The 25,665-nt window shown below is 60.1% G+C and carries 25 protein-coding genes; 20 read left to right on the plus strand and 5 right to left on the minus strand.

Annotation, left to right across the window (positions count from 1 at the left end; translation table 11 throughout):
• Nucleotides 1-7: 7 nt before the first annotated feature.
• The 5 genes from AC1DE4_RS04060 to AC1DE4_RS04080 all read left to right on the plus strand — a co-directional run bounded on the left by AC1DE4_RS04060 (nucleotide 8) and on the right by AC1DE4_RS04080 (nucleotide 5,358).
• Complete coding sequence (locus AC1DE4_RS04060; RefSeq protein ID WP_477880089.1) at nucleotides 8-868, plus strand: carbohydrate ABC transporter permease; 861 nt, start codon at nucleotides 8-10, stop codon at nucleotides 866-868.
• Nucleotides 865-1,701, plus strand: coding sequence for a carbohydrate ABC transporter permease (locus AC1DE4_RS04065; protein ID WP_025658414.1), 837 nt, complete (start codon nucleotides 865-867; stop codon nucleotides 1,699-1,701). Before AC1DE4_RS04060 ends, AC1DE4_RS04065 begins: the two co-directional genes overlap by 4 nt.
• A gap of 14 nt (nucleotides 1,702-1,715) precedes the next feature.
• The gene (locus tag AC1DE4_RS04070) at nucleotides 1,716-2,801 is read left to right on the plus strand and encodes an ABC transporter ATP-binding protein (protein WP_192302772.1); all 1,086 of its coding nucleotides are present in this window, start codon (nucleotides 1,716-1,718) and stop codon (nucleotides 2,799-2,801) included.
• Between the two features lie 44 nt (nucleotides 2,802-2,845).
• A complete protein-coding gene (locus AC1DE4_RS04075; RefSeq protein WP_477880092.1) occupies nucleotides 2,846-4,849 on the plus strand; it encodes an aldo/keto reductase in 2,004 nt (667 codons plus the stop codon).
• A 170-nt stretch (nucleotides 4,850-5,019) separates the two neighbouring features.
• On the plus strand, nucleotides 5,020-5,358 hold the full coding sequence (locus AC1DE4_RS04080) for a DUF2147 domain-containing protein (protein ID WP_062369409.1): 339 nt from the start codon (nucleotides 5,020-5,022) through the stop codon (nucleotides 5,356-5,358).
• Between the two features lie 36 nt (nucleotides 5,359-5,394).
• Here the strand turns inward: AC1DE4_RS04080 and AC1DE4_RS04085 are convergent, their stop codons facing one another.
• Complete coding sequence (locus tag AC1DE4_RS04085) at nucleotides 5,395-5,706, minus strand: hypothetical protein (protein WP_169679922.1); 312 nt, start codon at nucleotides 5,704-5,706, stop codon at nucleotides 5,395-5,397.
• A gap of 440 nt (nucleotides 5,707-6,146) precedes the next feature.
• Nucleotides 6,147-7,298 carry an alpha/beta hydrolase gene (locus tag AC1DE4_RS04090; protein WP_477880095.1) on the minus strand — a complete coding sequence of 384 codons (1,152 nt, stop codon included), beginning with the start codon at nucleotides 7,296-7,298 and terminating at the stop codon, nucleotides 6,147-6,149.
• Nucleotides 7,299-7,527: 229 nt separating this feature from the next.
• Here AC1DE4_RS04090 and AC1DE4_RS04095 point away from each other — a divergent pair, with 229 nt between their 5' ends.
• The 15 genes from AC1DE4_RS04095 (at nucleotide 7,528) to nuoG (ending at nucleotide 23,410) form a co-directional block, all read left to right on the plus strand.
• A complete protein-coding gene (locus AC1DE4_RS04095; RefSeq protein ID WP_477880097.1) occupies nucleotides 7,528-8,586 on the plus strand; it encodes an AI-2E family transporter in 1,059 nt (352 codons plus the stop codon).
• A 386-nt stretch (nucleotides 8,587-8,972) separates the two neighbouring features.
• Nucleotides 8,973-9,473 (plus strand): NADH-quinone oxidoreductase subunit J family protein, encoded by a 501-nt coding sequence (locus AC1DE4_RS04100; protein WP_477880099.1) that lies wholly within the window; start codon nucleotides 8,973-8,975, stop codon nucleotides 9,471-9,473.
• On the plus strand, nucleotides 9,473-9,775 hold the full coding sequence (gene nuoK / locus AC1DE4_RS04105) for an NADH-quinone oxidoreductase subunit NuoK (RefSeq protein ID WP_477880101.1): 303 nt from the start codon (nucleotides 9,473-9,475) through the stop codon (nucleotides 9,773-9,775). The genes AC1DE4_RS04100 and nuoK overlap by 1 nt, the downstream gene beginning before the upstream one ends.
• Before the next feature lie 4 nt (nucleotides 9,776-9,779).
• Nucleotides 9,780-11,243 (plus strand): monovalent cation/H+ antiporter subunit D family protein, encoded by a 1,464-nt coding sequence (locus AC1DE4_RS04110; protein WP_477880103.1) that lies wholly within the window; start codon nucleotides 9,780-9,782, stop codon nucleotides 11,241-11,243.
• The gene (locus AC1DE4_RS04115) at nucleotides 11,240-11,494 is read left to right on the plus strand and encodes a hypothetical protein (protein ID WP_477880105.1); all 255 of its coding nucleotides are present in this window, start codon (nucleotides 11,240-11,242) and stop codon (nucleotides 11,492-11,494) included. Before AC1DE4_RS04110 ends, AC1DE4_RS04115 begins: the two co-directional genes overlap by 4 nt.
• The gene (locus AC1DE4_RS04120; RefSeq protein WP_477880107.1) at nucleotides 11,487-13,244 is read left to right on the plus strand and encodes a Na(+)/H(+) antiporter subunit D; all 1,758 of its coding nucleotides are present in this window, start codon (nucleotides 11,487-11,489) and stop codon (nucleotides 13,242-13,244) included. Before AC1DE4_RS04115 ends, AC1DE4_RS04120 begins: the two co-directional genes overlap by 8 nt.
• A gap of 9 nt (nucleotides 13,245-13,253) precedes the next feature.
• The gene (locus tag AC1DE4_RS04125; protein ID WP_477880109.1) at nucleotides 13,254-14,729 is read left to right on the plus strand and encodes an NADH-quinone oxidoreductase subunit M; all 1,476 of its coding nucleotides are present in this window, start codon (nucleotides 13,254-13,256) and stop codon (nucleotides 14,727-14,729) included.
• Complete coding sequence (locus AC1DE4_RS04130; RefSeq protein ID WP_477880111.1) at nucleotides 14,726-16,165, plus strand: NADH-quinone oxidoreductase subunit N; 1,440 nt, start codon at nucleotides 14,726-14,728, stop codon at nucleotides 16,163-16,165. Before AC1DE4_RS04125 ends, AC1DE4_RS04130 begins: the two co-directional genes overlap by 4 nt.
• 160 nt (nucleotides 16,166-16,325) lie before the next feature.
• The gene (locus tag AC1DE4_RS04135; RefSeq protein WP_025658427.1) at nucleotides 16,326-16,691 is read left to right on the plus strand and encodes an NADH-quinone oxidoreductase subunit A; all 366 of its coding nucleotides are present in this window, start codon (nucleotides 16,326-16,328) and stop codon (nucleotides 16,689-16,691) included.
• Complete coding sequence (locus tag AC1DE4_RS04140) at nucleotides 16,679-17,182, plus strand: NuoB/complex I 20 kDa subunit family protein (protein WP_025658428.1); 504 nt, start codon at nucleotides 16,679-16,681, stop codon at nucleotides 17,180-17,182. Before AC1DE4_RS04135 ends, AC1DE4_RS04140 begins: the two co-directional genes overlap by 13 nt.
• On the plus strand, nucleotides 17,179-17,742 hold the full coding sequence (locus tag AC1DE4_RS04145) for an NADH-quinone oxidoreductase subunit C (protein WP_477880113.1): 564 nt from the start codon (nucleotides 17,179-17,181) through the stop codon (nucleotides 17,740-17,742). Before AC1DE4_RS04140 ends, AC1DE4_RS04145 begins: the two co-directional genes overlap by 4 nt.
• Nucleotide 17,743: 1 nt before the next feature.
• Nucleotides 17,744-18,958 carry an NADH dehydrogenase (quinone) subunit D gene (nuoD, locus tag AC1DE4_RS04150; RefSeq protein ID WP_113470817.1) on the plus strand — a complete coding sequence of 405 codons (1,215 nt, stop codon included), beginning with the start codon at nucleotides 17,744-17,746 and terminating at the stop codon, nucleotides 18,956-18,958.
• Between the two features lie 17 nt (nucleotides 18,959-18,975).
• Nucleotides 18,976-19,488 (plus strand): NADH-quinone oxidoreductase subunit NuoE, encoded by a 513-nt coding sequence (nuoE, locus tag AC1DE4_RS04155; protein WP_477880116.1) that lies wholly within the window; start codon nucleotides 18,976-18,978, stop codon nucleotides 19,486-19,488.
• Nucleotides 19,489-19,492: 4 nt separating this feature from the next.
• Nucleotides 19,493-20,758: an NADH-quinone oxidoreductase subunit NuoF gene (gene nuoF, locus AC1DE4_RS04160; RefSeq protein ID WP_477880118.1), complete on the plus strand. Its 1,266-nt coding sequence runs from the start codon at nucleotides 19,493-19,495 to the stop codon at nucleotides 20,756-20,758.
• Nucleotides 20,759-20,788: 30 nt separating this feature from the next.
• The gene (nuoG, locus tag AC1DE4_RS04165) at nucleotides 20,789-23,410 is read left to right on the plus strand and encodes an NADH-quinone oxidoreductase subunit NuoG (RefSeq protein WP_477880119.1); all 2,622 of its coding nucleotides are present in this window, start codon (nucleotides 20,789-20,791) and stop codon (nucleotides 23,408-23,410) included.
• Here nuoG and AC1DE4_RS04170 read toward each other — a convergent pair.
• Genes AC1DE4_RS04170 through nuoH form a run of 3 tightly spaced genes read right to left on the minus strand, consistent with a single transcriptional unit; the run spans nucleotide 23,404 to nucleotide 25,474 of the window.
• Nucleotides 23,404-23,844: a CBS domain-containing protein gene (locus AC1DE4_RS04170; protein ID WP_477880121.1), complete on the minus strand. Its 441-nt coding sequence runs from the start codon at nucleotides 23,842-23,844 to the stop codon at nucleotides 23,404-23,406. The genes nuoG and AC1DE4_RS04170 overlap by 7 nt on opposite strands.
• Before the next feature lie 45 nt (nucleotides 23,845-23,889).
• A complete protein-coding gene (locus AC1DE4_RS04175) occupies nucleotides 23,890-24,456 on the minus strand; it encodes an NADH-quinone oxidoreductase subunit I (RefSeq protein ID WP_477880123.1) in 567 nt (188 codons plus the stop codon).
• 31 nt (nucleotides 24,457-24,487) lie between these two features.
• Nucleotides 24,488-25,474, minus strand: a complete 987-nt coding sequence (gene nuoH / locus AC1DE4_RS04180) for an NADH-quinone oxidoreductase subunit NuoH (protein ID WP_026371558.1) — start codon at nucleotides 25,472-25,474, stop codon at nucleotides 24,488-24,490.
• Between the last annotated feature and the right edge of the window lie 191 nt (nucleotides 25,475-25,665).

Consider the following 25,665-nt stretch of genomic DNA (forward strand, 5'->3'; position numbering starts at 1 on the left):
GAATAGAATGCCGATCCGGAACCGGAACGCCTACGCTTTTCTTGCGCCCTATCTCTTGGTATTTGCCACCTTCTGGATATGGCCGATCATCAGTTCGTTTCTGACCTCGTTTCAGAATACCCGTGTCAACCCCTGGAAATTCAGTCCCGGCGTTAACTGGGGTCGTCTCATTGGTGACCCTGCCTTTTACAACGCGCTCTACAACACGCTGATCATCCTAGTCATCCAGGTGCCGGTCATGATCACGATTGCGACCGTCATGGCTGTCCTGCTGAACTCCCCGCTTCTAAAGGCGCGGCCCCTGTTTCGCTTTGCGTTTTTCGCACCCGTCGTCGTCGGCGAAGTGGCCTATTCCGCAGTCTTCCGCCTGATGTTCAGCTTCGATTTCGGGATCATCAACAAGATCATCACCTTGGTTGGCCTCCCGGCGGTCTCCTGGTTCGACAATGCCAACGCCGCCATGGCCTTGATCATCATCGCGGTGACCTGGCGCTGGGCTGGCTATAACGCGATCATCATACTTGCCGGCCTGCAATCCATTCCAGACGACGTCTACGAGGCAGCAACGCTCGATCGCGTCAGCAAGATACAGCAGTTCTTCCACATCACCCTGCCGCTCCTGAAACCGATCATCCTGTTTTGCGTCATCCTGTCGGTCATCGGCACGATGCAGCTCTTTACCGAGCCATTCTTGATCACCAATCGCGGCGGCCCGGGCGGTGGAACCGAAACGCTTGGCCTGCTGCTTTATCGTGAAGGTTTCCGCTCTCTCAATTTCGGATACGCCTCCGCTGTCGCCTACACGATGGCAGCTCTGGCGGTGGCGATTTCGCTGCTCAACCTCTGGATCGGAAGGGAACCCAAATGAGATCGAAGTCTCAATCCCTGCTGCTGCGACAGATCGCTCTTCATGCCGTCCTGACGCCGCTCGCCCTCATCTGGCTGTTTCCGCTATGGATGATGTTCGTCTTCTCCACGATGTCGGATTTCGGCATCTTCAGCCCCGAGATTGTTCTCTGGCCGTCGACCAACTTCGTCGAGAACTTTAAAAACCTGCAGGCGGACACCGACTTCCTCCGCGCAATGTTCATCTCCATCGGCGTCGCGGCGATCTATACGTTCCTGTCGGTGCTTCTCACTTCGATGGCCGGCTGGGCGCTGGCGCGCTACCGCTTCGTCGGGCGGTCAATCGTGATTGGCATCATTCTTGGGACCATCACGCTACCCTTTGCCGTCGTCGTCATCCCGCAGTTCATCATGGTGGCCCGCGAATTCAGGCTGGCGAACACGTGGATCGCGCTGATCGTCCCGCCGCTCTTCAATTCGCTCGGCGTTCTTTTCATGCGTCAGGCGTTTTCGATGATGCCCGGCGAGCTCTTCGATGCCGCACGTGTCGAGGGCGTCAAGGAGTGGCAAATCTTCCTTCGCATCGCCCTGCCACTTGCAAGGCCGACGATGGCCGCGCTGGCCATCATCCTCTTCTTGCACTCCTGGAACAACTACCTCTGGCCGCTCCTCATCAACTCCAAGCCCGGAATGATGACGGCGCCTGTGGCCCTTGGAACGCTGATCGGCCTGACCAAGGTGTCCTGGGGAGGCATCATGGCGGGTGCGATCATGCTGACAGCCCCGATCCTGGTCGTCTTTGTGTTCCTGCAACGCCACTTCATCGCCGGCATCGCGGCCGGCGCAGTCAAATAATCGGGGAACGCCTGATGTCGGAACTTTCGTTGAAAAATGTCGTCAAGCGCTTCGGCGCGCTGGAAATCATCCATGGCGCCAATCTTGAAGTGAAGGACGGCGAATTTGTCGTCTTCGTCGGCCCTTCCGGTTGCGGCAAGTCGACATTGCTTCGCATGATCGCGGGCCTTGAGGATATCACGGGCGGCGAGATCAATATCGGCGGCAAGGTCGTCAATGACGTCGAACCTGCCGAGCGCGGCATCGCCATGGTCTTCCAATCCTACGCGCTCTACCCGCACATGACTGTCGAGGAAAATCTGAGCTTCGGCCTGCGCATGAACGGCAACCCGAAGCAGGATACGGAAAAGCGCGTCAAGCACGCGGCCAACATCCTGCAGATCAACGAGTTGATGCAGCGACGGCCGAAGCAACTGTCCGGCGGCCAGCGCCAGCGCGTCGCCATCGGCCGTGCCATCGTGCGCGAACCGCAGGTCTTCCTGTTCGATGAACCGCTGTCGAACCTGGATGCCGAACTGCGGGTGCAGATGCGTGTCGAGATATCACGACTGCACAAGCAGCTCGGTACGACGATGATCTACGTTACCCACGACCAGACCGAAGCGATGACGCTCGCCGACAAGATCGTCGTCCTGCGGGCCGGCAAGATCGAGCAGGTGGGCGCGCCGCTCGACCTTTATGATGATCCCGCCAACCAGTTCGTTGCCGGTTTCGTCGGTTCGCCGAAAATGAACTTCCTCAAGGCCGAAATCCTGGAACGGAATGCTGCAGGCGTCACCGTTGCGGTCACCGGTGACAAGAATGTTCGTCTGACCATGTCGGTAACAGGCCCGCTCGAGGCTGGTCAGTCGGTAACGCTTGGGTTGCGCCCGGAGCACTTCGTCGACGCGGGGCAGGGCGATGCGGATCTTACCGTTACGATCGATGTCGCTGAACACCTCGGCAACACCAGTTACATCTATGCGACCACGGCGGCAGGCGAACAGCTGATCATCGAGCGTCCCGAATCGCGGGCGGCCGGCAATCGCAACACGCTGACTGTCGGTCTGAGCGCCAACCGCAGCTTCCTGTTCGACAGCGCCGGCAACCGCCTCCGGTGACTGCCACCTCATCCCAAGACCTATTCAATGAAAGAGGAATTCCCATGAGCACAGACCAACCGATCCGTTGGGGCATCATCGGCCCGGGTACGATCGCCCGCACCTTCGCGGACGGTATCGCCCATTCGCGCACCGGAAAGCTCGTTGCCATCGCCACCCGCAATCCGGAAAAGCCGGGGCTTGCCGAAAACTTCCCAGGCGCCCGGATTGTCAAAGGTTATGACGCGCTGCTGACAGATGCAGAGATCGACGCGATCTATATCGCGACCCCTCATACCGGCCATGCTGAATGGGCGATCAAGGCGATCCGGTCAGGCAAGCACGTTCTTGTCGAGAAGCCAATTGCGCTTTCCGCATTCGATGCCGATGCGATCTATCATGAAGCCAAAAAGGCTGGCGTCTTCGCCGGGGAAGCCTTCATGTATCGGGTTCACCCGCAGACCGCCAAGATCGTCGAGCTGGTCAAGAGCGGCGTCATTGGCACTGTACGGATCATCCGTTCGAGCTTTGGTTTCAACATGGGCTCGTTCAAACCCGAACATCGTCTCTTTTCCAATGATACCGCAGGTGGCGGCATCCTCGACGTCGGCGGCTATCCGGTCTCCATGGCGCGGTTGATTGCGGGTGCTGCCGAGGGCAAACCGTTCCTCGAACCGGACAAGGTCTCCGGTGTCGGTCATCTCGGTCAGTCGGGTGTCGATGAATGGGCCTCCGCGGTCCTGAAATTTCCGAACGGCGTTATCGCCGAAGTGTCCTGCTCCATCATGGCGCAACAGGACAACACGCTGCGCATCATCGGTTCGGAGGGTCGCATCGAGGTCAAGGACTTCTGGTTTGCCTCCGGTCACAAGGGCGGCGTCGGCCGGATCGAGATCTTCAAGGGCAGCGAGCAGCAGACCGTCGAGGTCAAGGAAGACCGCTGGCTCTATTCCTTCGAAGTAGACGCAGCCGGCGATGCAATCCGCGCCGGCGAAAAGGAATTCCGAGCACCCGGCATGGGCTGGAGCGATTCCATCGGAAACCTGCGCGTTCTCGATCAATGGCGCGCCTCGATCGGCCTGGAATATGGGGTCGAGAAGTCAGACAGGCGGACCACGAACCTTGCAGGCGGTGTCGTTCGGCGCGGCAACAGTATTCCACAGCGGCAGATCCCCGGCATTTCCAAGCCTGCTTCGGTCGTCACTCTCGGCTTCGAGTTCTTCCCGAATTTCGCTGCCGCGTCGCTGACCCTCGACGCCTTCTACGAGGCAGGCGGCAACGTCTTCGACACGGCCTTCGTCTATGGCGGCGGCAAGACGGAGGCCATCTTTGGTGACTGGCATACGAGCCGGAAAGTTCCGCGCGACGAGATCGTGCTGATCGGGAAGGGCGTTCATTCCCCACTCTGCTATCCCGATGTGATCGGCAAGCAGCTCGATCAGTCGTTGAACCGACTGAAGACCGATTACGTCGACATCTACTTCATGCATCGCGACAACACCGATATTCCGGTCGGCGAGTTTGTCGATGCCATGGACGCGGAAGTCAGGCGCGGTCGGATCCGCGGCATCTTCGGCGGGTCGAACTGGACCCGGGAACGCATGGACGAAGCTGCAGCATATGCGGCCAAGAACGGCAAGACGGCGCCGGCTGCCCTATCCAACAACTTCTCGCTTGCCGAAATGCTTGATCCGATCTGGGCTGGATGCGTGGCGGCCTCCGACGACGACTGGAAGAAATGGCTGAACGCAAAGCAGATCCCGAACTTCGCCTGGTCGAGCCAAGGCCGCGGCTTCTTTACCGACCGTGCGGGCCGCGGCAAGCACGACGATGAAGAAATCGTCCGTTGCTGGTATTCGGATCGCAATTTCGACCGCCGGGACAAGGCCATCGAGCTGGCAGCCAAGCTCGGCCGCAGCCCGATCCATATCGCGCTCGCCTATGTGATCGCCCAGCCTTTCCCGGTCATTCCCCTGATCGGGCCGCGCACTATCGCCGAACTGGAAGACAGCCTCTCGGCGCTCGACATCAAGCTCACACCAGAACAGGTGAGGTGGCTGGAAGCCTGAGCCGAAAGCAACAATCGCCCGGGTCTGCCTAACACCAGTCCCGGGCGCATGACCTGCCGAGACAGCATGGGGAGCACGCAGCGCTGGAGCGGGGCGCCATCGGGGCGTATAGTGGAACGCTTTAGGCCTCCCACGGCCTCACCCTGATTTCCAAAGAAGGGGAGCAAACCATGCTAAGGCTGGCACTGATCACCGCGCCAATGGCGCTCGTGACCTTCACCGCTCTGGCTCAAGAGCCTGTTGTGGGTAACTGGAAGACACAAGTCGGCACCACCGCGACCATCGACGAATGCGCCCAAGGCTACTGCATTACCATGAAAACCGGCAATAATGCGGGAAGGCGCATAGGATCATTCAAAGGCAGCAACGGCAATTTCACCGGCAGCATCGTCGAGCCCGAGAGCAAGAAGACATTCACTGGCGTACTGACCCTGAGCGGCGACACCGTGCGTATGCGCGGCTGCACGATGAAGGTGATCTGCGTCTCGCTTATCTGGACGCGATTGTGATAGGCAATCCGAACTGATGCCGGCTCTCGTGAGCCGTCAGTTGTTTCGCCTCACCTCATCGATAACCTGCCGGTATTCCTCCGCGATCGAGATTGCCGCTTTTGCGACCAACGGATTGACCGATTTGCGATCAACAGCATCAGAGCAGGCCTCGAATACGCCGCGCAGCTCGCTCTCGATCCAGAAGAGTTCCGGGTAGTGCTCCACCAAAACCTGCGGGAGAAATTTTGCTTTCTCTCTCAATGACTTGGAGCAGACCAGAATGTCCGGATCTGCAGTGGTCGCATCGAGAATCGCTGCTTCAAGCTGACCAGTGGCGCTGACGATATCGCTAACCAAAGCCGTCATTTTTCCCTCCTGACAAAGGAACCCCGGCAAGGGTCATGCATACGCCGTGCCAAACTGATGAAGGGCGGCCTTGCGGCTGCAGAAGGACGCCCCTGGCAGCGTTCGATGCCGAAGTGTTGATCTGACGTGCCGTTTCCCCGATCCCGCCGCGAACTAGTTTCTGTCACAACTGGTGGCAGGCTACGTAGGGGTGGATGCAATGAAAACGCTTCGAAAAATGATGTGCCTGGGAATATTGGTTGCCGTCGCGGGCGTCGCGACGGCGTGTTCGACGAGCTCGGAGGCTCCCAGAACGACGGGGTCAGTCGGGTATGGCGCTCACAATGCCGACTTTGCGCTGCGGCCAGCGTGCCGTGGCGGATTTGGCAACGATCGGCCCTGCAGTTACTGAAAAGCGAACCCTTGGCCAAGCGTATCGCGCCGGCAATCCGGCACGATGGCTATTGGCTGGCGGCCGCCTGTGTGATCCCGCCCAGAATGCGGCTTGGCAGAAAAACGATCAGCGATGCAGCGCCTTCGATCACCGATGCGCCGTCGGCAAGCATCGTCTGGCCGGCGGGGGGCTCGTCATCTCTGATAAGACCACGCATCAAAGTATCATTGTTGACCATGTCCATCAGCGTCGGTGAACTCGCAAAGACGCTGTGTGTGCCACCATCAACAGCAGAGACATCGATGACCGCGATCTCTCTCGCCTGAAGGACGGCGACTTCGGAGCCACTGCCGACGCGCGGACGTCCACCTGCCAATCGCCGGGAAAACCCGAGCGCGCGATCACGGCGCGAGACGATGATTGTAAACGGTCTCGGTATGTCACCAATGTCGTCAAGCTGGCTGAGGAACACGTCGACATCGATATCGGGCGCAGCAAGAACCACGCCACCCAGCCGCTTCAATGCACTGGTGCGCCCCCTGAGGGCGAGATCGCGCAGGGCCTCGGTAACGACATAGGCGCCCATGGAATGACCAACCAGGATTATTCTCTTCGCATTGGTTTCGGCTGCGATCTCGATTGTTTCGGCAAGGCCCCGCCGGCCAACAAGGGCGCTGTCACGATCAAAGACGTAGAGCGGAACCGACGCGCCTGACGGCCAGGCGTAATGCAACGAGACCGACTTGACATCGAAGTCGTAGCTGATCTGGGCGTTTCGAAAGACGCTGTCGGCGAAGTTGTTGTTGTAACCGTGGACGAAGATGAAGATCTCGCGGTTTTCAGGCGCCTTCTGCGCCAGCGCCGCATTAAGCCGCCGGATGAAGTCCTCTCGCCCGGCAATTGGCTGATAGGTCCGTGCTGAAAAGTGCCTTCTCGGATCGGGGGCCCTGCCACTTTTCTCGACGCGGCCGGCAACATGGTTTTGCGGAATCCCAACGTCGATTTCTGCAAAATTCAACGTTTTCGACCGCTCAGCCGAGTATGGCAGGGAGAGATTATTGGATCGGGCGCGGTTGGTCGCGACATAGATCGGAACGATGGCTCGCGGTTCTGCGCCTGATGATGATGCGACGGGGAGGCCAAGGACCGCACGCGGTCCGCCACAACCGACGAGAGCCAACAGGATGACAACAATGACCGACAAACGGATTGAGGACACGGGCTCGACCTAATCTTCTGGCAAGCTAATCAAAAGGGTCAACAACAAAGACAAGCCGTCCGGTCGCTCCTGTGGCAACATGCATGAGCCGAAGCACGCCATTGTTCTAAGCTATCCGCAGCAGTTGCGGTAGATAAATTCCAGTCCTGCGCGAAGTATTCAATTTGCCGTCGAGCTCCGCTATCATCGGGCGGCATCCGGAAACTCTATCACTATTCAAGGGGCGAGCATGCAGGAAGCGGGCGGTGGTCGCATGATCGGTTCGATAGCAACCGGTATCTTGGTGCTTGCTTTGCTTTATGTCGCCCAATCGATCTTTGCGCCCCTGATCTTTTCGCTCTTTGTCATAGCCCTGGTCTGGCCATGCCAGGCCGCMCTGCAGCGCTGGCTTCCCAAGCTCGTCGCCCTCCTGATAACGCTTATCGTCACAATGACCGTTATCATCGCGATCGGGTCTGCGGTAGCGTGGGGGTTTGGCAAGCTCGCGCAATGGCTGTTCGTCAATGCTGACCGTTTCCAGGCAGTCTATGTCGACTGGACAAATTGGCTGGAGGAGCGGGGCCTTGCGGTCGCTGGTCCCCTGGCCGACCGTTTCGATGTTGCCTGGCTGGTTGGTTTCGTGCAGGGAATGGCCGGCCGCTTGAACAGCTTCGCCGGCTTCGCGCTGCTGGTCTTCATTTTCGTCATGCTCGGCCTCCTCGAGGTCGAAGACTTCAACAAACGCCTTGTCTCTCCCGCAGCGCAACCTCACGGAATGCGTATCCTGACTGCCAATCGCGTGATTGGTGCCAAGCTGCGTCGCTTCATGACCGTGCGGACGTTTGCCAGTATCCTGACCGGACTGGTGGTCTGGCTGTTCGCGCTGGGTGCAGGGCTTGAACTTGCCACCGCTTGGGGCGCGATCGCATTCGCACTCAACTACATCCCCTTCCTCGGAGCGTTTGTCGCAACCGCGCTCCCAACGCTGTTTGCCATTGCCCAATTCGAGAAATGGCAGTCCGTGGTCTTGATTTTCGCAAGTCTGAACGTGATCCAGTTCATCATCGGGAGCTATCTGGAGCCGCGCCTTACCGGCGCGTCGCTGGCAATATCTCCCTTCGCCGTCATTTTCGCAGTCTTCTTCTGGAGCTTCATGTGGGGCATCTCCGGTGCCTTCATCGGCGTGCCTATTCTGATCGCCTTCATCGTCTATTGCGCAGGCACGCCATCTGGGAAGTGGATCGCGACGCTGCTGTCGGGCGGTGCAAACGCCCACCCAGATCACGGCGTGATCAAACAAGATCTGTAGCACATCGAGTGCCTTCTTGAGGCTCGCTGAGGTGCAACCAAAATCGCGTTCGTCAAGCCTCAGATATGGGTTGCGTGAACCTCACCCCGCGCTTGAGCAGCTCCGATGATGTGCTTTCGGTTTTGAGCCAGCGGCAAGACAAAGCTTTCTGGCGCGTCGCAGCGACGCAGAGCGCGCCGAGGACGGAACCGGTGGCTCCCCGTCCAGTGGTTCTCTTGAGCATTGTTCGCCCTGCGCGGGTTGGCCCGCCTTTTCTGCCACCATGACAATAATCTTGTGAAAGATCCGAGACTAGGGCACAATTTATAAATGCACCTGAGGTGCGCAACTATCTCAAATCCGGCCATCTCGCGCTGGGTGACAGTTTGCGTGGGAGGGTCGCGTCGATGGGTCAGGGGTTTTTTCTTCTGTTCGCGACGGTGTGCGTGATTGCGGCCCTCATTGTGGTCGTGGCGCGCAATCCCGTTCATAGCGCATTGGCGTTGATGGCCTGCTTCCTGCAGATCTCGGCAATCTTCATCCTGCTTGACGCACCGTTGCCCGCCGTCATCCAGATATTCGTCTATGTCGGCGCGATCATGGTCCTCTTCCTGTTCGTGATCATGATGATCGATGTACGCGAAGCCGTGTTGCAGCGGTTCTTGCCGGGCCCCAACCTGCCCGCTCTTGTGCTGCTGGTCCTGCTTGGGATCGAGATGCTTGCGTTGGTGCTCTGGAGCAGCCGCTTTTCGGTTGCGTTGCCCCCCGCAATATCAAGCGGCGACACGGTCAGGCAACTTAGCACAGCACTTTTCGCCGACTACCTGCTGCCCTTTGAAACAGCCTCCGTCATCCTGCTGGCCGCCCTGATCGGCGCCATCGTGCTGGCGAGAAAGGACGAGCGATAATGGTTCCGCTCTCCTGGTTCATCCTGCTCGGAGTGGTCGTCTTCGTGATTGGGGCGGCTGGCGTCTTGCTGAGACGCAATATCCTGATCGTGCTGATGTCGCTGGAGCTGCTGCTCAACTCGGTCAACATCAACTTCATCGCATTTGGGCGCCAGCATGGCGATTTCCGCGGCCAGGTTTTCGCGATCTTCGTCATCGCGATCACCGCGGCGGAAGTTGCAGTCGCCCTTGGCATCCTGGTCGCCTTTGTGAGGAACAAATCCACTCTCAAGGTCGACGACGTGACGATGATGAAAGGATAGCGGTTTGGACCCGGTGACATCGATCCGGCCGCTGCTTGCCATCGCCATACCAGGTCTGGCGGCCCTTGCGATTCTCCTGTTGAACAACCGCGAGAAACTGCGCGACGCCGTCTCGCCGATCGCGGCGGTCGCCATGTTTGCGATTGTCGCCTCGATGGCGCCAACAGTGCTTTCCGGCGGGACTATCGACTTGCGCCTGTTCGAGGTCCTGCCGGGGATTGACTTTGCCTTCCGGGTCGACCCGCTCGGCATGGTCTTTGCCACCGTCTCATCGCTGCTATGGATCGCGGCGGCGATCTATTCCATCGGCTACATGCGACATCTGAAGGAGCACGCGCAGACCCGGTTCTTCGCCTGCTTTGCCAGCAGCCTTTCGGCCGCCGCCGGCGGCGCCTTCGCGGCCAATCTCTTCACACTGGTGATCTTTTACGAGGTGCTCAGTCTCGTTACCTACCCGCTCGTCTATCACCACGAGGACGAAGCGGCATGGACGGGCAGCCGCAAATACCTCGTCTATCTGATGGGCGCCTCGAAGAGCGCACTTCTGGCCGCTCTGGCGCTGACCTACTCGATTGCGGGATCGCTCGATTTTGTGGCGGGTGGTCTGCTGGCTGGGGTTAACGCTTCTGCAGCGCTGCTGACGGTGGTCTACTTCTGCTATCTCTTTGGCTTAGCCAAGGCTGCGGTAATGCCGATGCACGCCTGGCTGCCAGCCGCGATGGTGGCGCCGACACCTGTCAGCGCGCTCCTGCATGCCGTGGCCGTCGTCAAGATGGGCGTCTTTTGCGTATTGCGGGTGGTTTTTCATGTCTTCGGCACCGGGCTGATGGGCAGTCTGCATCTTGGCATCGCCACGGCGTATCTGGTCTCGTTCACGATCCTGATGGCGTCTGTCTACGCGCTCACGCGGGACGACCTGAAGGCGAGGCTCGCCTATTCGACGGTCAGCCAGCTCTCCTATATCGTGCTCGGCGCGGTTCTGCTGTCGCCGGTCGCCATGGTCGGCGGCATCATCCACATTGCGGCCCACGCCTTCTCCAAGATCACCCTGTTTTTCTGCGCCGGGTCGATCTATTGCGCGTCGGGGAAGCGCAACATCAGCGACATGGCCGGGATCGGCCGCCGGCTGCCCTGGACGATGGGAGCGTTCTTCGTCGGGTCGCTGAGCATGATCGGGGTGCCCCCGACCGCGGGTTTCGTCAGCAAATGGTATCTGACGCTGGGCTCTATGCAGGCGGGAGATGTTGCCTTCCTGATCGTGCTTTTGGTGAGTTCGGTTCTGAACGCCGCCTATTTCCTGCCAGTGACCTATCTCGCCTTCTTCAGGACGGAGGCGGAGGGAAGCCCGGAAACGGTCCGGGAAATTCCGATGATGACGATCCCGTTGGTCGCAACCGCGATCCTGTCTGTCTCTATGGGTGTCTTTCCCAACTATTTCCTCGCTCTGGCGGAAGGAGTTGTCCGATGATCAAGCGCGTGGTCGATTTCTTTGGCGAGGAGAGATATGCCAGCCAGCGACGCCGGCTGTTCTACCTTGCGCTTGTTCTGATCGTCATCGCGGACTTTCTGGTCCCGCGCGAACACGCAGAATACCTCTGGGACCGCCTGCCGGGCTGGTCGGCCGTCTACGGACTCGTATCCTGTGTACTGCTGATCTTCGTTTCCAAGTTCCTGGGCCATCAGGGTGGGCTCATGCGGCGCGAGGACTATTATGATTGACTTCGCCCATCCCGCCCTGCTGTTCATTCTTGGTGCCGTGCCGATCCCTTTCCTTAAGGATCCGATCCGCAGGATCTATCTGGTGCTGGTTCCGCTGCTTGCCCTGCTTGCAGTGGTCACAATGCAGCCGGGCAGCTATGGGGCGACGCAGTTCCTGGGGCAGGACATCCTGATTGCCAGGGTCGACAAGCTCAGCATCGTCTTCGCCACGGTTTTTGCGATCATGGCCCTGATCGGAACGGTCTACGCCCTGCACCTGTCTCACCCCGGCCAGCACGTCGCGGCGTTCGTCTACGTCGGCAGCTCGCTTGGCGTGGTGTTCGCCGGCGACTACCTGACCCTCTACGTGTTTTGGGAAATCATGGCGTTTGCTTCGGCCTATCTGGTCTTCGCACAGGGGGGGCAGCGAGCCATCGGTGCCGGTTTCCGGTATCTCATGGTCCATGTCACGGGGGGCGTCGTCCTGCTTGGCGGTATCATTCTCCATGGACATTCAACAGGATCGCTCCTCTTCGGGCCGATCGGGGAAATGGGCACCGGCACTTACCTGATCCTTGCAGGGTTCCTGCTCAACGCTGCCGTACCACCGCTCAACGCCTGGCTGACAGACGCCTATCCCGAGGCGACCGTGACGGGAGCGGTGTTCATGAGCGCCTTCACCACGAAGACCGCGGTCTATGTGCTGGCGCGAGCCTTTCCAGGAACCGAGCTTCTTGTCTGGCTTGGCACCGCGATGGCGCTTTACGGCGTCGTCTATGCGGTCCTCGAAAACGACTGCCGGCGCCTCCTGGCCTATCACATCGTCAGTCAAGTGGGCTACATGGTGGCCGGGATCGGGATCGGAACCGAGATGGCGGTTAACGGGGCCACAAGTCATGCCTTCGCGCACATCCTCTACAAGTCCCTACTGTTCATGGGCGCCGGGGCGGTGATCTATGTTACGGGCAGGCGCAAGCTGACCGAACTCGGCGGGCTCTACAAGAGCATGCCGGTAACCGTTGCACTCTACATGATCGGTGCTTTCGCGATCTCGGCATTTCCATTCTTCTCGGGCTTCGTGACCAAGTCGATGGTGATTGCCGCTGYGGGCGAGGATCATCGGGCGCTCGTGGTGCTGGCCCTGACCATGGCGTCCTCCGGCACTTTCCTGCATACCGGGCTCAAGCTTCCCTATTACATGTTTTTCGGTACGGACCGGAAGCTTCAGGCGCGGGAGCCGCCAACAAACATGCTGGTCGCAATGGCCATGGCGGCGGTGCTCTGCATCGCGATCGGGGTTTTTCCGCAGCCGCTCTATGCGCTCCTTCCATACCCGGTCGACTTCGAACCCTATACGGGCTCCCATGTCACCGAGAGCCTCGGCATACTGATGTTTACCGGCCTGGGTTTTATACTGTTCCTCAGGGCACTCGACCCCGAGAATACGATCAGCCTCGACACCGACTGGTTCTATCGCAAGGGCGCGCGGGCCTTCATGTGGTTTGCCGAAAAGCCGCTCGCGCGCTACGAGCAGGCGGTGAGCAACGCATCGGAGACAGCAGCGCTGCCCCTCCTCAATCGCGCGGCGCGGGCAGGACTGCGGATCGATGTCGTCGCCGTGGACGGCGTCGTGAACGGCGTCGCCCACGCGATCCTGCGCGGTGGCGGGGCGCTGCGGCGGCTCCAGACGGGCGTCGTGACCCATTACGCACTGGCGATGATTGTCGGTGTGATCGCAGCCACCGTCATTCTCGCCGTGGCGTGGCGATAGGGGGCGTTCATGGGGTTGCCGCTGCTCAGCCTCATCGTATTCACGCCCGCCATCGGGGCAGGGGTGCTGATGCTTCTGCGTAGCGAAGATGCCATCAGATGGACAGCACTGGGCGTCGCCATCCTCGATCTCGTCCTCTGCATCATCATGCTTGCGAGTTTTGACACCACGACGCACGCGATGCAGTTCACCGAAAGACACCTCTGGGTGCCCGCGCTTGGGATCAGCTATGCGCTGGGCGTGGACGGGATCAGCGCGCTTTTCGTATTTCTGAGCGCGCTCCTTGGCGCGATCTGCGTGCTCGCCTCATGGGTCGCGATTGACCGGAGGGTGAAAGCGTTCATGGTCAGCCTGCTAGCCATGCAGGCGCTGATGCTCGGAGTATTCTGCGCGCTCGACCTGTTCCTGTTCTATGTCTTTTGGGAAGCGATGCTGATCCCGATGTACCTCATCATCGGCGTCTGGGGTGGCGAGGGCCGGGTCTATGCGGCATTCAAGTTCTTCCTCTACACTTTGGCCGGCAGCGTCCTCTTCCTGATCGGCGTCATCGTGCTCTATTTCAATGGCGGCGAGACCTTCGACATCCTCGCGCTGACAGCACAGGATTTGCCGTTCCGGATCCAGTCGTGGCTGTTCTTCGCCTTCCTGGTCGCCTTTGCAGTCAAGGTACCCATGGTTCCGCTCCACACCTGGCTGCCGGACGCCCATGTCCAGGCCCCGACGGCAGGCAGCATCATCCTTGCCGGCGTGCTCCTGAAGATGGGCGCCTACGGTTTCCTCAGGTTCTCTCTGCCGATGCTACCGGAAGCGTCGGCCTATTATTCCACGCTGATGCTGGCGCTTTCGGCCCTTGCGATCGTCTACGGCGGGCTGCTTGCGCTGGCGCAGGATGATCTCAAGAAACTGGTCGCCTATTCAAGCATCAGTCACATGGGCTTCGTGACAATGGGGATCTTTACGCTGAATCTGCGCGGGCTCGAGGGCGCCATCCTCCAGATGTTCAATCACGGCGTAACGACGGGCGCGCTGTTCCTGTTCGTCGGCCTGATCTACGAGCGGACGCATACCCGCAGCATCGCGGATTATGGCGGGTTGATGAAGGCAGCGCCTGTCTATACCGCGTTTTTCCTGCTGTTCACGCTGTCGTCGATGGCGCTCCCGGGAACGAATTCCTTCGTGGGCGAACTGCTCGTGCTGTCAGGTGGCTTTGCGGCCAACCTAGTTGTCGGTGCGGCAGCCGTCTTTGGCGCCTTGCTGGGCGCGGCCTACTTGCTCGGCATGTATGGGAAAGTTGCGCTCGGTCCGGCAAAGGTCAGTGCGAAGTTCAAGATACGCGATGTCAACGCCCGCGAGATGGCGGCGATCCTGCCGCTGGCGCTCTTCGTGCTCTGGGTCGGCTTTTATCCAAAGCCCTTTCTCGGCATCATCGACGCCTCGGTGAAGCAGCTCATGCTACATGTGCACGGTGAGGGGAGTGTCCAATGACTGCTGCCGCGCTCTTGCAGTCGATTGTAGCAAGCCTGCCCGAAATCGTGGTCGTCACCGGGGCCTGCATCCTCCTCATCCTCGGACAGCTTGTCCGGAAAGGGCAGGAGCAATTCCTTCTTTCGGCATCGGTCGCGGTGGTCCTGACAGCCGTTGTCCTGACGATCATGCTCGCCGGCGAGGTGCGCCCCGCTTACACGGGAATGTTCATCGCCGACCGTTTTTCGGTCTTTTTCAAGATGGTCTTTTATCTGGCCACCGTTCTGACACTCCTCCTTTCCAGAAAATATGCGGAGATCGAAGGCATCGGGAACAGCGAATATCATGTCCTGTTGCTCCTTGCGCTTTCAGGAATGATGATCATGGCCTCGGCGATCGATCTCCTGTCAATCTATGTTGGGCTCGAACTGATGGCGCTTTGCACCTATGTTCTGACCGGCTTCCTGCGCAAGGAACGGCGGTCGAATGAAGCAGCGCTGAAATATGTGATCCTTGGCTCGGCCTCGACCGGGATTTTCCTTTATGGCGTCTCGCTGGTCTACGGGCTGACCGGCACGACGCAACTGGATGGGGTCGCTGCGGCTGTGACCGGTGCCCGGCCTGATCCCGGATTGTTGCTTGCTGTCGTCTTCATTGTCGCGGGGCTGGTCTTCAAGGTCGGCGCGGTTCCGTTCCACATGTGGTTGCCGGACGCCTATGAAGGAGCGCCGACAACCATCACCGCCTTCATGTCTGTCGGACCAAAAGCGGCGGGTTTTGCAGTGATCCTGCGCGTATTTCTCAACCCGCTGGTCGCAGCCTCAAATGCCTGGATCATCGTCGCTGTCATCGCCGTCGCGACGATGGCGCTCGGCAGTTTCTCAGCGCTGGTGCAGGACAATTTCAAGCGCCTGCTCGCCTATTCCAGCATTGCCCATGCCGGCTTCGCCCTATTCGGCGTGGTAGCCGGCGGCGCAGATGGGATCGCCAGCGTGATGCTCTACCTGCTGATCTACTCGTTCATGAATCTCGGCATTTTCGGCACCATCATCATGATGCGCAACGGCAATTTCTCGGGCGAGACTATCGATGACTATGCTGGTCTTTCCAAGTCGCATCCCGGGCTGGCGCTTTTGATGCTACTCTATCTGTTCTCACTGGCAGGCATTCCACCGACGGCCGGATTCTTCGCCAAGTTCTACGTGCTTGTCGCGCTGGTCGAGCAAGGGTTCGTCATACTGGCGGTGACCGCAGTACTGCTCAGTGTTGTGGCGGCCTATTTCTATATCCGCATCGCCATGCTGATCTACATGCGCGAACCCAAAAGGGTGTTCGCCCCCGCACTGTCTCCCTTGTTGCGCGTCACGCTTGCCTTTACCGCCGCCGGCACCATAGGAATTGGCCTGTTTCCGGCATGGTTTCTGAGGCTTGCCCAGCATTCGGTATTTGGCGGCTGATCTATTGAATTTGCAATGATCCACCCGACGGAATACACTGACAATCCTAGAAAGGATTGCCAAAGTCGCTCCCTTTGCGACCGCACCTCCGGTTCCGAACTGGCGCCGGCGGCGGCCTGAAAAGAACCTCGGTGGGCGACCGCAGCAATGCGATATGGCTATGACTGCAATGGAATTCCTGCCAGTCCTCGTCATGGTCGCCGGAGTTGCTCTGGTGACGGGAGCAACGCTTTTTGTCTCGTCACTGCTGCGGCCATCCAATCCCTATCCTGCAAAGAACGTGGCCTATGAATGCGGCATGGACCCGGCCGGCGAGGCCGCCGGCGGCCGGTTCAGGGTGCAGTTCTTCATGCTGGCGATCCTGCTGGTGGTCTTCGACGTCGAGACGATGTTTCTCTTTCCCTGGGCCGTCGTCCTGAAGGACATCGGTCTGGTCGGCTATGTCGAGATGTTCGTCTTCATGTTGCTGCTGATCGTGGGTTTCGCCTACGCCTGGCTGAAGGGAGCGCTGGAATGGGAGGCGTAGGCGATGCGATCCGCGACAGCGTGCTGTTCACGACTGCCGACAGCATCATCGGCTGGAGCCGACGCTCGGCGCTGTGGCCAGAGACCTTCGGCATTGCCTGCTGCGCCATAGAGATGATCTCGGCAGGATGCGCGCGTTACGACCTCGACCGGTTCGGCGTGGTGTTCCGGCCTTCGCCGCGCCAATCCGACGTGATGATCATCGCCGGTACCGTGACCCGGAAATTCGCTCCCGTCGTGCGCCGGCTTTATGACCAGATGCCGGAGCCGCGCTGGGTGATCGCGATGGGCACCTGCGCGATCTCGGGCGGGGTCTACAATACCTATGCGGTGGTGCAGGGATCGGAAACCTTCGTGCCGGTGGACGTGCATGTCCCCGGCTGCCCGCCTCGGCCCGAGGCGCTGATGCACGGTTTCCTGCTGCTTCAGGAGAAGATCAAGAAATCCCGCGCGCTGGCCGGGACGCCTCTCGATCGGATTGCAGCCTCATGAGCGTCAAGTCGTCTTTCAATCCCGCTCTGGTCATCGAACATTTCAACGCCGCAATCGAGGACCTCGGCGCCAGGCACGGCGTTCATGCCTTTGCCGTTCCACCGGAAATGATCGTTGAGTTCTGCCGATTTCTGAAACAGCACGCGGCGCTGCAGTTCAATTTCCTGTCCGATATCTGTGGCGTCGATCATTACCCCGAGCTGCCACGCTATGAGGCCGTGTACCACCTCTATTCGCTGGAGAACAAATGGCGCGTGCGCATCAAGTGCCGCCTTAGTGATCCGCCAAGCGTCCCGTCGGTGACGGGCATCTGGCGGACGGCCAATTGGCATGAGCGCGAAGCCTGGGACATGTACGGCATCAAGTTCGAGGGCCATCCCGATCTGCGCCGGATCTACATGTGGGAAGGCTTCGAGGGCTTTCCCCAGCGCAAGGATTTCCCCTTGAGGGGCTACAAGGACAAACTGAATCCCTTCGGTGCCGAAGGTCCGCCGCCGACGCAACCGGACATTGCCACCAGGGACATCCCACAAGGAGGCCGTTCTACGCCGGGAGGTTGAGATGACCGAAGTCACCGAGCTCAGCAGGCCGCAAGGCGAAGCGCTCCACACCAAGGAAGTGCTTCTCAATCTCGGCCCGCAGCACCCCAGCACGCACGGGGTGCTCCGGCTCGTTCTCGAACTGGACGGCGAGTATGTCGAGCGCGTGGATCCGCATATCGGCTACCTCCATCGCGGCACGGAAAAGCTCGCCGAGAGCTTCACCTACACCCAGATTTTTCCGCTGACGGACCGGCTCGATTATCTCTGTCCGCCGTCGAACAACCTGGCCTTCGCGCTGGCGGTGGAGAAGCTTCTCGGCATCGAAGCGCCGATCCGCGCTCAGTATATCCGCGTGATGATGGCCGAACTGGCAAGGATTTCCGGTCATCTCCTGATCACGGGTGCGCTGCCAATGGACCTCGGTGCAATGACTGCGCTGCTCTACGTCATGCGTGAGCGCGAAATGATCATGGACTTGTTGGAGATGATTACCGGCGCGCGCATGCACACGTCCTTTTGCAGGGTTGGCGGAGTGCGCGAGGATCTGCCCGACGGCTTCCTGCCCAAGATCAGGGAGTTCTGCGACATCTTCCCGAACCGGATCCGCGACTATGAGCGATTGCTCGAAGATAACAGGGTCTTCCTCAAACGCACGAAGGGGATCGGCGTGATCTCAGGCGAAGATGCGGTCGATCTCGGTCTGAGTGGCCCGAACCTGCGGGCCTCAGGTGTCGACTGGGATATCCGCCGCGACGAGCCCTACGAGATTTATGAAAGGCTCGCCTTCAACGTCATCACCCGCAACGAGGGCGATTGCTATGCGCGCTGGCGGTGCCGCGTTGACGAGATGCGCGAAAGCATCGCGATCATCGAACAATGCCTCGAGCAGATGCCGGACGGGCCATTCCAGATCGACATGCCGACGATCGCGTTCCCCGTGGACAAGGAACGCGTGCATTGTTCGATGGAGGCCCTGATCCAGCATTTCGACCTGTCGGCCTACGGCTTTGACGTACCCAAGGGCGAGGTCTATTCGGCGATCGAGGCGCCAAAGGGTGAATTGGGCTTCTACATTATCAGCGATGGGTCGCCGAGACCGTTCCGCATGAAAGTCCGCGCCCCGTCCTTCGTCAATCTGCAGGGGCTCTTCGGGGTGACCAACGCACACTACCTGGCCGACATGATAGCCGTGCTGGGTAGCCTCGACCCGGTGATGGCGGAGGTAGACAAGTAGCTGGAGATCTGGATGCAATGAGCATGCGCGAAAAAATAGAAGCAGCGGCAGCGCGGTATCCGAACCAGCGCTCAGCGATCATGCCCGCGCTTCTGATCGCGCAGAAAGAACATGGTTATCTGCCGGGCCCCGTGCTCGAGGAGGTCGCCGACATCCTCGGCGTCGAGCGGATCTGGGTTTACGAGCTGGCGACCTTTTACACGCTCTTCCATACCGAACCGATTGGCCTGTTCCACCTGCAGCTCTGTGACAATGTTTCCTGCATGCTGTGCGGCTCGGAGAACCTGCTGAAACATCTCGAAACGGTGCTGCAGATCAGGAAGGGAGAGACGACCCCGGACGGGCTGTTCACGCTTTCGACCGTTGAATGCCTCGGGGCCTGCGAGATGGCACCAGTGATGCAGGTTGGCGACGACTACCATGGCAAGCTGGATGACGCGCGGGTGGATCAACTGCTCGACAGTCTTCGGGCAGGAGTGTCGCGAGCGGCAGGCATTGAGCCCGCTTCGGCGCGGCCGCCGGGAGAGTAAAGCCATGTTCGAGCCGGTTCTCCTCAAGAACATGAATGTCCAGGATGGTCATTTGTTGTCGACCTATGAAGCCGGCGGCGGCTACCAGGCGCTGAGGAAGGCGCTGCGCGAGCACACACCCGACGAGGTCATCGACCTCGTCAAGGAGGCAAACCTGCGAGGTCGCGGCGGTGCCGGTTTCCCGACGGGGATGAAATGGAGCTTCGTCCCGAAGCAAACAGGCAAGCCGAAATATCTCTGCTGCAACGCCGACGAGGGCGAGCCCGGCACCTTCAAGGACCGCATCATCATGGAGCGCGACCCACACCAGCTCGTGGAGGGGTTGGCGGTGAGCGCATACGCAATTGGCGCCAAGACCGCTTATGTCTATGTTCGCGGAGAGTATGTGACAGCGATCCGTCGCCTGGAGCAGGCGATCGCCGAGGCCCACGATAAAGGCTACCTCGGGCGGAAAATCCTGGGCACCGATTTTGATTTCACCGTGCATATCCATTGCGGTGCTGGCGCCTATATTTGCGGCGAGGAGACCGCGATGCTCGACTCGCTCGAGGGTAAACGCGCCCAGCCTCGCCTGAAACCGCCGTTTCCGGCAGTCGAGGGGCTATATGCCAGCCCCACGGTGATCAACAATGTCGAGACGCTTGCCTGCGTGCCGCATATCGTGGTGCGTGGCTCGAGGTGGTTTCGGGAGATCGGACCGGACAAGAGCCCCGGCCCGAAGCTCTATTGCGTCAGCGGACAGGTGTTGAAACCCGGTCTCTATGAGTTGCCGATGGGCATACCGCTGCGGGAACTCGTCGAGAGCCACGCCGGCGGCCCGTTGCCGGGACGCAGGATCAAGGCGGTGATCCCGGGCGGGGTCTCGGCGCCCGTCATACCGGAGAGCGGGCTTGATGTGGGGATGGATTTTGACTCGCTTGCTGCCGCCGGCTCGATGCTCGGCTCGGCCGGAGTGATCGTGATCGATGATGCGACCTGCATGGTCAAGGTCGCCACACGGATCGTCGAGTTCTTCCATCACGAATCCTGCGGCAAATGCACCCCATGCCGTGAAGGGCTGGACTGGGCGGTGAAAGTACTGCGCCGGGTCGAGGCGGGCCAGGGTGAGCCCGGTGATCTGGAGCAGCTGGACGCCCTGTGCAAAGGGATTTTCGGAAATACGTTCTGCGCGCTGGGTGACGGCGCGGCGATGGGACTGCGGGCTGCGCTCAAGCATTTCCGCGACGAGTTCGACGTCCATATCAAGGAGCACAGGTGCCCGTACCACTAGGGTGCATCGGGAGAAGACCGCGAGGAAGCCATGGTTCGCGTCACGATCAATGACCAGACACTGGAGGTGGAGGCCGGGTCTACGGTGCTGCAGGCGGCTCAGCGTCTGGGTATCGACATCCCGACTTTCTGCTATATGAAGCGGCTGCCGCCGCTGGCCTCGTGCCGGATGTGCCTGATCGAAATCGAAGGACAGCGCAAGCTGCAGCCGTCCTGCGCCACCGCGGTCACAGACGGCATGGTCGTGCGAACGAACACGCCGCTGATTGACGAAACACGTTCGTCCATGCTCGACATGCTGCTCGCCAATCACCCCCTCGACTGCCCCATCTGCGACAAGGGCGGCGAGTGTGAACTGCAGAACCAGGTGATGGCCTATGGGCCACGCGAAAGCCGTTTCCGCGATGCCAAACGCGTGTTCCATTCCGAAGATATCCGTCTGAGCCCCGTCGTCATCATGAATGTCAATCGCTGTATCCAGTGCCAGCGGTGCGTGCGGATGTGCGAGGAGGTGGTCGGCGCGGTCGCCTTGGGCACGGTCGAGAAAGGCATGGATACTGCGGTAACCGGGTTTGAGGGCAGTCTCGCGAGCTGCGACCAATGCGGCAATTGCATCGAAGTCTGCCCGGTCGGTGCGCTGATGAGCTTCCCCTATCGCTACAAGGCGCGGCCTTGGGATCTGACTGAGACCGACACCATCTGCCCGCATTGCGGTACCGGCTGCCAGCTGACAGTTGGAACGCGCAAGGGCGAGTTCATGCGCGTGCGCTCGAAATGGGACCAGGGGGTCAACCGCGAAACGCTCTGCGTGCGCGGGCGCTTTGGCCTCGATTTCGTCACAAGCCCGGAGAGGATCAGGCGACCGATGGTCCGCCGTGATGGCGCCCTTGTCGCCGTTTCCTGGGAAGAGGCCGGGGACCACCTGAAACGGCGCCTTTCGGCGGTGCAAGGAAAGGCCGCAGGCGGGCTTGCCTCGCCACGCCTTCCCAACGAGACGCTTTATCAATTCCAGAAAATGATGCGCACGGTCTTTCGGACCAACAACATGGACTGCTCCTCGCGCTGGTCGACACCCTACGATCCGCTCGCTGCGTTGGTCACCGGCCACTACAGCCGCGCGCCGCTGGCGGACGTGATCGGCAACGATTGCGTGCTTGTCATCGGTGGCAACCCGACCGAGGAAAACCCGGTCACCGAATACCTCCTGCGGGACGCTGCGCGGCGGCGACAGACCGGATTGTTCATGCTTTCGGCCCGGCCATCCCGTCTGGACGCCGATGCCAGGGCGGTCGTTCGTGTGTCACCGGGCGGTGAGGGGCCAGGTCTCGCTGGGGTGGTGGCTGGGCTCATGGCAGCGGCTGATCCGAACCTTTTGGGCGCCGTTCCCGCGAACCTCGGCGGATCGCCGGCGGCCATTGGCGATGAGGCATCTCGTCTGGTGCGGGCATTACTCGACGCGCAGAGCGTCACACTGCTTGTCAGCGCCGAGCTCCTGAGGTCGTCGACAGCACGTGACACACTGCAGCAACTCTCAAACCTTATGCAGCTTGTCCGCCTGCTTGGCAAAAGACTGGCGATGCAGTTTTTCTTCGACCGCGCCAACCAGCTTGGAGCCTGGGATATGGGTGTGCTGCCGGCAACTCTGCCGGGGCTGCGCCCGGTCGCTGACGATCAGACACACGCAACACTCGAACGGAGCTGGGGCACGGAGATCCCGTCCGAGCCCGGCGCGGATTTCGACGGGATGCTGGGCCTCTGCGACAAGGGGCAGATGGGCGCGCTCTATATTGCCGGAAGCGACCCGCTTGGGTCCTATCCCGACCGTGCCTACGTGAAGCAGGCACTTCGTGCCGCCGAGCTCCTGATCGTGCAGGATGCGTTTCTCACCGAGACTGTCGGCATGGCCGAGGTGGTGCTGCCGGCCGCGAGTTACGGCGAGGAGACCGGGACCTTCACCAACAATGAGGGCCGGCTCCAGAAAGTCTGCAAGTTCCATGAACCCGTCGGCGAGGCACGCGGCAATCTGGCGATCTTCGACTTCGTCGCGGCACTTCGTGGCCACTCACTGCGACCATCTCTTCAACGCGAGATTTTCGACGAGATTGCCAGGCTGGTTCCTGCTTACGAGGGCTTGAACTGGGACAGCCTTGGCGCAGACGGAGCGTTCACCAAAGGGGGACTTGCGCCACCGGCTGGCGGGTTCTTCGCCCCGGCGCCTGCTTCCGCTCCATCCGACCGTCTCATGCTGGTCACGGGCAACTGCCTGTTCCACAATGGATATCTTTCCGAACGATCGGAAATCCTGAATACGGTCGCAGATGACCCCTATGTCGAGATGGGCGCACAGGATGCCGAGGAGTTGGACCTTTCCGATGGCGATCAGCTTGTCGTGCGCTCAGCAAAGGGCGAGCTGACTGCAAAGCTCAAGGTCAACAGGCGCTTCCCAAAGAACCTTGTATTCGTTCCTGAAAACTACAGCGCGTTGCGCCTCAACAGCCTGATGCAGCGGGGCGAATATCCGTGTCCGGTGGAGGTTCGAAAAGCGCGGGTGGCCAATGGAACCGCAGCCGCGGTCGTCCTCGCACCTGACCCCGAAGACAACGCCCAGGCCAGCACCGGTGGCCCCTCTGACCCTGGCGTGCCTTGTCAATGATAGCTGACCCCGCAGATGTAATCCTGCAGATCCTGCTCCGTGCGCATCGCTTCCTCGAGCCTGTACTTGACCACGTCGCCGATGCTGACGATGCCGGCGATGTTGTCGCCTTCCATGACGAGAACGTGGCGCGTACGCCGCTCGGTCATGATCGCCATCACGAGAGGCAGTAAATCGTCTGTGGAGCAGGTCGCCACATGGTGGCTCATGATCTCGCTGACACGCATTGCGGGTGCTTGGGTGCCATATTTGGCGACGGCATTGCAGCAGTCCCGCTCCGACACGCTTCCCAGGCATTCCCCCGGGTAACGGGCGACGATAACGAAGCCGATGTTGTTTTCTCGAAACAACCTCAGGACCTCCACCATCGTGTGGTTGGGTGTAACCGAGACGATCTCGGGAGACTTGCTGTTCAAGATCTGGCGCACATGCATGTGGGCCTCCTCTCTGCGCGCTTTGCCTTGACGGCTGGCGCATTTTCACCTTCGTCGGATATTACGCCACCAATTGTACCCCTGCCGCCCGCCGGTCTCGACCAGGACCTTCGGTTCGACACTGAGGCGCGCAGCCACCACGCTGCCGCCAGTCGCTGCCTTGCCCGGCTTGGCAAGCAGATCGTCACGCCCGATCACCAGCTCGCGCGAAGAGAAGCTGGAGAATTCGTATTCCTGGCCAAGCGCGATCGCGTCGGCTGGGCAGGCATCCTCGCACAGGCCGCAGAAGAGGCACCGTGCCGTATCGATCTCGAATTTTGCCGGGTGACGCTTGCCCTTCTCATCCTCGTAGGGGACGACTTCGATGCAGTCGCATGGACAAATGCGCGCGCAGAGTTCGCAGGCCACGCACTTGATCTCACCCTCTTCGTCACGCTTCAGGAAGTGATGCCCACGGTAGCGTGAATAGGGGAGCCATTTCTCCTTGTCCGGGTACTGCATGGTTACCGGTTTGGAAAACATGTAACCGAAGGTCAGAGCCAAAGCCTTCCCCAGGTCGGCGAAGAACGCCCAGCCGATCCATGCGCCAATTCTGTCCTGCGCGTGCGACATCGCTGCCTCACTACCGAGCCCGCTCTGGACCCTAAAGGAAGACAAGACCAGTGATAATTATGTTCGCCATCGAGAGAGGAAGCAAGACTTTCCATCCGATCGCCATCAGCTGGTCGTAGCGGTAGCGTGGGAAGGTGAAACGGAACCAGATGAACATGTAGACGAAGAATGCGACCTTGAGCGCGAACCACAGGAGCGGTGGCAAGGGGATGAGCGCGCCGTTCCAGCCGCCGAAGAAGAGGATCACCGCGAGGACCGACACCAAAAGGACGATGGCATATTCGCTCACCATGAACAACGCAAAGCGGATACCGCTGTATTCGGTATGGAACCCGGCACCGAGATCGCCTTCCGCTTCCGCCAGGTCGAAAGGAATGCGCTGGGCCTCGGCCAGGCCGGCGACAAAAAACACGAAGAAACCGATCGGCTGGTAAACGATGTTCCACACATCGGCCTGCGCACGCACGATTTCCAACAGGCTCATGGATTGCGCCAGCATGACCACGCCGATCACCGCGAACCCCATCGGGATCTCGTAGCTGATCATCTGCGCGCAAGTCCTGAGGCTGCCGAGGACGGCGTATTTGCTGTTGGCGGCCCAGCCACCGAAGATAACGCCATAGACCTCGATCCCGAGCACCGCGAAGACGAAGAGAAGCGCCACATTCATGTTGGAGACATAGAGGGAAATCTCGTTGCCGAGAACCGAGACGGATTCGCCGAAGGGGATCGCGACGAAGACGACAAAGGGCGGAGCGAGCGCCAGGATGGGAGCCATTTTGAATAGCAAGCGATCGGCCTCGGCGGGAATGTGGTCCTCCTTGGTCAGAAGCTTGATTCCGTCCGCCATAGGCTGCAGCAGCCCATGCCACCCAACCCGCATCGGCCCCATCCGCTGTTGCATGTGTCCGGCGATCTTGCGTTCCAGCCAGGTGAGAGGCAGAGGCAGCAGCAGCAGCATCGCAATCAGCAACGCGACCTTGAAGACGATCAATCCGGTGGCGAGTATGAGTTCCATGGACCGCGGCTGCTTGTTCACGGGTTGAAACACATGGCCGGTTTCTATCTCCGGCTATTCATTGCGTATCTTGCACCTGTCAGGTCGCAGATACAACTGCGACGCAGTCCAATGCGGTTGCGCCCATGATCTTGTCGTTGCCTGACAGCTGCTGTCGCAGGCATTCGATGCTTCGGCGACAGCCGTCGGGG

This window comes from Rhizobium sp. 10N414, from assembly GCF_056394785.1.

Coding starts and splice junctions, on each gene's coding strand:
- AC1DE4_RS04145 (WP_477880113.1), top strand. CDS start 17,179: ATGAGCGTCAAGTCGTCTTTCAATCCCGCTCTGGTCATCGAACATTTC.
- AC1DE4_RS04100 (WP_477880099.1), top strand. CDS start 8,973: ATGGGTCAGGGGTTTTTTCTTCTGTTCGCGACGGTGTGCGTGATTGCG.
- nuoF (WP_477880118.1), top strand. CDS start 19,493: ATGTTCGAGCCGGTTCTCCTCAAGAACATGAATGTCCAGGATGGTCAT.
- AC1DE4_RS04140 (WP_025658428.1), top strand. CDS start 16,679: ATGGGAGGCGTAGGCGATGCGATCCGCGACAGCGTGCTGTTCACGACT.
- AC1DE4_RS04130 (WP_477880111.1), top strand. CDS start 14,726: ATGACTGCTGCCGCGCTCTTGCAGTCGATTGTAGCAAGCCTGCCCGAA.
- AC1DE4_RS04060 (WP_477880089.1), top strand. CDS start 8: ATGCCGATCCGGAACCGGAACGCCTACGCTTTTCTTGCGCCCTATCTC.
- AC1DE4_RS04075 (WP_477880092.1), top strand. CDS start 2,846: ATGAGCACAGACCAACCGATCCGTTGGGGCATCATCGGCCCGGGTACG.
- AC1DE4_RS04085 (WP_169679922.1), bottom strand. CDS start 5,706: ATGACGGCTTTGGTTAGCGATATCGTCAGCGCCACTGGTCAGCTTGAA.
- nuoG (WP_477880119.1), top strand. CDS start 20,789: ATGGTTCGCGTCACGATCAATGACCAGACACTGGAGGTGGAGGCCGGG.
- AC1DE4_RS04175 (WP_477880123.1), bottom strand. CDS start 24,456: ATGTCGCACGCGCAGGACAGAATTGGCGCATGGATCGGCTGGGCGTTC.
- nuoH (WP_026371558.1), bottom strand. CDS start 25,474: ATGGAACTCATACTCGCCACCGGATTGATCGTCTTCAAGGTCGCGTTG.
- AC1DE4_RS04080 (WP_062369409.1), top strand. CDS start 5,020: ATGCTAAGGCTGGCACTGATCACCGCGCCAATGGCGCTCGTGACCTTC.
- AC1DE4_RS04170 (WP_477880121.1), bottom strand. CDS start 23,844: ATGCATGTGCGCCAGATCTTGAACAGCAAGTCTCCCGAGATCGTCTCG.
- AC1DE4_RS04065 (WP_025658414.1), top strand. CDS start 865: ATGAGATCGAAGTCTCAATCCCTGCTGCTGCGACAGATCGCTCTTCAT.
- nuoD (WP_113470817.1), top strand. CDS start 17,744: ATGACCGAAGTCACCGAGCTCAGCAGGCCGCAAGGCGAAGCGCTCCAC.
- nuoE (WP_477880116.1), top strand. CDS start 18,976: ATGAGCATGCGCGAAAAAATAGAAGCAGCGGCAGCGCGGTATCCGAAC.
- nuoK (WP_477880101.1), top strand. CDS start 9,473: ATGGTTCCGCTCTCCTGGTTCATCCTGCTCGGAGTGGTCGTCTTCGTG.
- AC1DE4_RS04125 (WP_477880109.1), top strand. CDS start 13,254: ATGGGGTTGCCGCTGCTCAGCCTCATCGTATTCACGCCCGCCATCGGG.
- AC1DE4_RS04135 (WP_025658427.1), top strand. CDS start 16,326: ATGACTGCAATGGAATTCCTGCCAGTCCTCGTCATGGTCGCCGGAGTT.
- AC1DE4_RS04070 (WP_192302772.1), top strand. CDS start 1,716: ATGTCGGAACTTTCGTTGAAAAATGTCGTCAAGCGCTTCGGCGCGCTG.
- AC1DE4_RS04115 (WP_477880105.1), top strand. CDS start 11,240: ATGATCAAGCGCGTGGTCGATTTCTTTGGCGAGGAGAGATATGCCAGC.